This is a genomic window from Ancylomarina sp. (assembly GCF_041555295.1).
GTDB lineage: Bacteria > Bacteroidota > Bacteroidia > Bacteroidales > Marinifilaceae > Ancylomarina.
This window is the reverse complement of record NZ_JBFFKR010000197.1, coordinates 1-6,425: the sequence shown is the minus strand read 5'-3', so window position 1 is coordinate 6,425 and position 6,425 is coordinate 1. Positions and strand designations below refer to the sequence as shown.

The following is a 6,425-nucleotide window of genomic DNA, read 5'->3' as shown; positions in this document are numbered from 1 at the left end:
GAGATATGAAACGAGCCATTTAGAATACTTTTTAAAACAGAAGTATGATTTCTAATGGCGAGTTCCATCTGACAAAAATTTAAAATTATAACAGATGAAACTTTGGGATAAAGGCACGAAGGTTAATCAGAATGTTGAAGATTTCACGGTTGGGAAAGATCGTGAGCTTGATTTGCAATTGGCTCCATTCGATGTGCTGGGTTCATTAGCGCATTGTAAGATGTTGGCAAGTATTAATTTATTAGAACCTGAAGAACTTGATCTGGTTGAGAAGGAGCTACAGAAAATATTTGTCGATATTGAAGCGGGTCATTTTGTGATTGAAGAGGGCATAGAAGATGTGCACTCACAAGTAGAATTTCTTCTGACTCAGACCTTAGGTGATGTGGGTAAGAAGATTCACTCAGGTCGTTCGAGAAATGATCAGGTTTTGCTTGATTTGAAACTTTTCACACGTCATAAAATTGAGCAGCTTGTCAATAAAACACAAGAGCTTTTTAATGTCCTGATAGAGAATTCTGAGAAATACAAGGATATTTTGATTCCAGGCTATACGCACTTGCAAGTGGCCATGCCATCTTCATTTGGCTTGTGGTTCGGCGCATATGCGGAGGCATTAAGTGATGATTTGAGACTACTACAAGCTGCTTTTAAAATCGTCGATCAGAATCCTCTGGGTTCAGGTGCAGGATATGGTTCATCGTTTCCTCTTAATCGTCAGATGACAACAGATTTATTGGGTTTTGAAAACCTAAACTACAATGTGGTTTACGCTCAGATGGGTAGAGGGAAAATGGAATTTGCAGTCGTGTCTGCTCTGTCTAATATGGCCTATACCATTGGGAAACTGGCCATGGATGCATGCTTGTACAATTCACAGAACTTTAGTTTCATCAGCTTTGCTGACGAGTTTACAACAGGTAGTAGCATTATGCCGCACAAAAAGAACCCCGATGTTTTTGAATTGGTGAGAGCGAAAGCGAATTCATTGCAGGTTTTGCCAACACAAATACAAGCTGTAAGTTCAAATTTGCCTTCGGGTTACCATAGAGATTATCAGCTCACGAAAGAGTTCTTTATGCCAGCATTCGATCAGTTAATCTCCTGTTTAGAGATGACTAAAACCATGTTGTCGAATGTTAAGGTTAATGAGGATTTGCTGGATGATGAAAGGTATCAATATCTCTTCACTGTTGAGATGGTAAATGAATTGGTTCTTAAGGGCGTTCCGTTCCGTGATGCCTACAAAGAGGTTGGTGCTCTGGTTGAATCTGGAGAGTTTAAGTTTAATGGAAAATTGAATCATCAGCACGAGGGTAGTATTGGAAATCTCTGCAATGAAGAAATTAAGTTAAAGCTGGAAAAAACGATTCAGACGTTTAATTTCGAAAAGATCGATAAAGCCTATCAAAATTTATTAGGCAGAAGTTAGTACCTTATAAGGCAATTGAATAAAGAATAATAAACAACCATTATATAATTACAATTTATGTTGAAACAAGCAAAGTTAATACTAGAAGATGGTAGCGAGTATCATGGAACTTCTTTTGGTTATGAAGGGTCTGTGGCAGGAGAAATGGTCTTTAATACGGCTATGACAGGTTATCCTGAAAGTTTGAGTGATCCATCGTATCGCGGACAAATTTTGGTAACAACCTTTCCTTTGATTGGAAATTACGGCGTGCCGGGAGATAGAAAAGAAGATGATTTATTTCGTCATTTCGAATCGGAAAAGATTCAACTATCTGGCTTTGTAGTATCGGATTATACCGAGGATTTTAGTCACTGGAATGCGAGTTTAAGTTTATCCGATTGGATGAAAGAGCATCAAATTCCAGGTATTTATGGTGTGGATACGCGTGCATTGACCAAGAAGCTTCGTAATAATGGAAGTATGAAAGCAAAGATTGTTGTGGATGATCAGGACGTTCCTTTTATCGATCCTAATTCTCGTCATCTGGTTTCTGAAGTCAGTACAAGCGAGATTAAGACATATGGTAAGGGTAAACACAAGGTTCTACTACTGGACTGTGGTGTGAAGAATAATATCATTCGTTGCCTTTTGAAACGTGATACGACGGTTACACGCGTACCTTACGATTTTGACTTTACGAAAGAAGATTACGATGGCCTGTTTATTTCTAATGGACCAGGTGACCCGAAACAGAATGTTAAGGCAATTGAGCATGTAAAGACAGCTATCAGTCAGGATAAACCGATAATGGGTATTTGCCTTGGAACACAGCTGATGGCTTTAGCTGCAGGAGCTGATACTTACAAATTAAAATATGGTCATCGATCTCACAATCAACCCGTGCTTCTAAAAGGAACCAAGCGTTGTTATATCACCTCTCAGAATCATGGTTATGCTATCGATACGGCAACATTACCATCGGATTGGGAGGTTTTATTTGAAAATGCCAACGATAATACCTGTGAGGGAATTAAGCACAAAACGAAGCCCTTCTTCTCTTCTCAGTTTCACCCGGAAGCCTCAAGTGGGCCAACTGACACTGAATTCTTATTTGATGATTTCATTGCGATGATGGAAACATACAAGGATAAAGTATAGAAGTTGAAGTGTAAAGGAGAAAAATTAAAGGAAAAGTGACTTAACATTAACTCAAAAAAACATGACTCATAATATAAAGAAAGTATTGGTATTAGGTTCTGGAGCGCTTAAGATTGGTGAAGCAGGTGAATTCGACTATTCAGGTTCACAGGCTCTTAAAGCGATGAAAGAGGAAGGTATCAAAACGATATTGATTAATCCTAATATTGCAACAGTACAAACATCAAAGGGTATTGCAGATGAAATCTATTTTCTACCCATAACGCCTTATTTTGTAGAACAAGTGATTCTAAAAGAGAAGCCTGATGGTATTCTATTGGCTTTTGGAGGACAAACGGCTTTGAATTGCGGTATTGAGCTTTTCAATGCTGGAACGCTTAAAAAATATAATCTGAAGGTTTTAGGAACACCTATTGAGACCATCATTAAAACTGAAGATAGAGAGATATTTGCTCAGGAACTTCGCTCGATTGATGTGAAAACACCAAAGAGTATGGCGGTAGGTTCAATCGATGATGCTTTGGATGCTGCTGGAAAATTGGGCTTCCCAATCATTGTTCGTGCAGCTTTTACTTTGGGTGGTCAAGGTTCAGGTTTTTGTAACAATATGGATGAGCTAAGAGTCTTAGCTGAAAATGCTTTGTCCTATTCATCTCAAATTTTAGTTGAAGAGTCCTTGAAGGGATGGAAAGAGGTAGAATATGAAGTGGTTCGTGATGCTTATGACAACTGTATTACGGTTTGTAATATGGAGAATTTTGATCCACTTGGAATTCATACTGGTGAAAGTATTGTAATTGCTCCATCACAGACGCTAACCAATTCAGAATATCACAAGCTAAGATCGCTTGCCCTAAAGATTATTCGTCACTTTGGTGTGGTTGGTGAGTGTAATGTGCAGTATGCGCTTGATCCAAATTCAGAGGATTACCGTGTGATTGAGGTGAATGCACGTTTATCTCGTTCTTCTGCGCTTGCTTCAAAAGCTACGGGATATCCATTAGCCTTTGTGGCTGCTAAGTTAGGTTTGGGTTATGCGCTTCAAGACCTTAAAAATGCAGTCACCAAAACCACAACGGCCTGTTTCGAGCCAGCACTCGACTATGTGGTGTGTAAAATACCACGTTGGGACTTGAATAAGTTCGAAGGCGTAACCAAGGAGATTGGTTCGAGTATGAAATCGGTTGGAGAAGTGATGGCTATTGGTCGAAACTTTGAGGAAGCCATTCAGAAAGGCTTGAGAATGATTGGGCAGGGGATGCACGGTTTTGTGGGTAATGTTCATTCCAAGTTTGAGGATGTTGATAAGGAATTGGCTAACCCTACCGATATGAGGATATTTGCCATTGCTCAAGCCTTCGAAAAAGGCTATACGGTGAATCAAATCCATGACCTAACTGCCATTGATAAGTGGTTCTTAAGTAAGTTGGAGAATATTAGCAAGCTAAAATGGGAGCTTCAGAAAGTTAATGAATTGAATTCTTTAGGTACTGATCTCTTCCGCAAATCTAAGGTATATGGTTTCTCTGATTTTCAGATTGCTCGCTTTGTTCTAAAGCCAGAAGATGGCAATATGGAATCGGAGATTTTACAGGTTAGAAATGTTCGTAAAAAACTCGGAATAACTCCGGTTGTGAAGCAAATTGATACACTTGCAGCTGAATATCCTGCACAAACGAATTACTTATATTTAACCTATAGTGGTAGTGAAGATGACTTGGTTTATGAGGATGACAATAAGTCAGTTATCGTTTTGGGTTCTGGAGCTTATCGTATTGGTTCCAGTGTCGAATTCGACTGGTGCAGCGTGAATGCTTTAAGCGGTGTTAAGAAAGAAGGTTATCGTTCTGTCATGATCAATTATAATCCGGAAACGGTGAGTACAGACTATGATGTTTGTGACCGCTTATACTTTGATGAACTGTCATTCGAAAGAGTGCTTGATATTATCGACTTAGAGCAGCCCAAGGGGGTTATTGTCTCAGTGGGTGGGCAAATCCCTAATAACTTAGCTATGCGTCTACACGATGCAGATGTTAAGGTTCTAGGTACATCACCCGAAAGTATTGATAGAGCAGAGAATAGAAAAACCTTCTCGGCAATGCTTGATGATTTGGGTGTAGATCAACCTCGTTGGGCAGAACTTAGTAGTATTGAAGCGATTCATCAGTTTATCGATGTGGTTGATTTTCCTGTTCTGATTCGTCCAAGCTACGTATTGTCTGGTGCTGCTATGAATGTGGTATCCAATAAGAACGAACTGGAGCATTTCCTAAATCTGGCGACTCAGGTGTCTAAACAATATCCGGTGGTTGTGAGTGAGTTTATTCAGGAAGCTAAAGAAATTGAGTTCGATGGTGTCGCAAAAGATGGTGAAATTCTGATTGATGCTATCTCTGAACATGTCGAGTTTGCAGGTGTTCACTCAGGAGATGCCACTTTGGTATTCCCACCTCAGAAACTTTATTTTGAGACGATTCGTCGTATTCGTAAAATAGCAAGAGAGATTGCTAAGTCTTTAAATATTACCGGACCTTTCAATATGCAATTGCTAGCTAAGGATAATGACATAAAAGTGATTGAATGTAACCTGAGAGCTAGTCGTAGTTTTCCTTTCGTGTCAAAAGTAATGGACTTTAATTTTGTGGAATTGGCTACAAAAGCGATGCTTAATGGAACGATTCCTGCTCAGATGCCATCCATGTTCGAATTGGAAAATATTGGTGTGAAAGCCTCACAATTCTCCTTCTCAAGATTGTCGAAGGCGGACCCGGTTCTAGGGGTTGATATGGCTTCGACAGGTGAAGTTGGCTGCATTGGACCAGATTATTACGATGCGATACTAAAATCAATGTTGTCAGTGGGTTATCGAATTCCGAAGAAGGGTATATTAATCAGCAGTGGACCTATTCGTTCTAAGATTGAGCTTCTTAAGAGTACGCTAATGCTACAAGAGAAAGGCTACAAATTATATGGGACACGTGGGACTGCAAAATTCCTTTCTGAGAATGGTGTTGAGATAGAAGCTGTCGCTTGGCCAGATGAAAAAGGTGAAAAAACAGCCCTGGACTTGATTCGAAGTAAAGAGGTTGATTTTGTGATCAACATTCCTAAGAATTTAAGCGAAGATGAATTGTTTAACGACTATCAGATTAGACGCGCGGCAATCGACCTTAATGTACCTTTGGTAACGAATGCGAGATTGGCCAGTGCATTTATCTACTCGTTCTGTAAAAAATCACTGGAAACTCTGGATATTAATACTTATAGCCACTATTTATCCTAGACTTCTAACAGTTTAACCAAAATTAATCCTGACACGTTTTCGAACGGTCAGGATTTTTTTATTGTACCAAATTTAAATTGCTTGGAACATCTCTCCTAGTATTGAAAAAGCTATTTTTGTTATTCTATTCATTATTAATCTGCATATGTCATCAAGCTTTAATTATTCTAATGCACTAGGGCAAATTACGATTTCAACCTTTGAAAGTGAAATTCGTTCTACTGTGCCGTACTTTGTTTACTTACCACCCAACTGGGATCCCAATCGAAGCTATAGATTAATTTTATTTTTACATGGTCAGGGAGGTGATGAAGGAACTTTCTCAAAGTATGTTAGGGCAGAGGACTTAAATAAATGGATTAAGTTGAAAAAAATCCCAGATGTTGTTATTGCTGGTATTCGAGGCGATGAAGATCGAGATTTGATTCAATGGTTTACTCCCGAAAATGAAGCTTTGCTTATACCTGAACTGAATGGTGAGTTTATAGAGTTTTGTAGAGCTAATTTTAAAGCAGGTGGAGTTAAGGAAGGTGTTTCGCTTGAAGGTCATTCCAGAGGAGGAGGTGG

4 protein-coding genes are annotated in these 6,425 nt (G+C 39.1%); all 4 read left to right on the top strand.

What is annotated here, in order from left to right:
• Positions 1-94 precede the first annotated feature (94 nt).
• Positions 95-1,432 (top strand): argininosuccinate lyase, encoded by a 1,338-nt coding sequence (gene argH / locus ABY905_RS12595; protein ID WP_372644419.1) that lies wholly within the window; start codon positions 95-97, stop codon positions 1,430-1,432.
• Positions 1,433-1,489: 57 nt separating this feature from the next.
• Positions 1,490-2,572 (top strand): glutamine-hydrolyzing carbamoyl-phosphate synthase small subunit, encoded by a 1,083-nt coding sequence (gene carA, locus ABY905_RS12590; RefSeq protein ID WP_372644418.1) that lies wholly within the window; start codon positions 1,490-1,492, stop codon positions 2,570-2,572.
• Positions 2,573-2,633: 61 nt separating this feature from the next.
• Positions 2,634-5,858 (top strand): carbamoyl-phosphate synthase (glutamine-hydrolyzing) large subunit, encoded by a 3,225-nt coding sequence (gene carB, locus ABY905_RS12585; RefSeq protein WP_372644416.1) that lies wholly within the window; start codon positions 2,634-2,636, stop codon positions 5,856-5,858.
• A gap of 145 nt (positions 5,859-6,003) precedes the next feature.
• The coding region (locus ABY905_RS12580) for an alpha/beta hydrolase-fold protein (RefSeq protein ID WP_372644414.1) at positions 6,004-6,425 on the top strand (422 nt) is incomplete at its 3' end.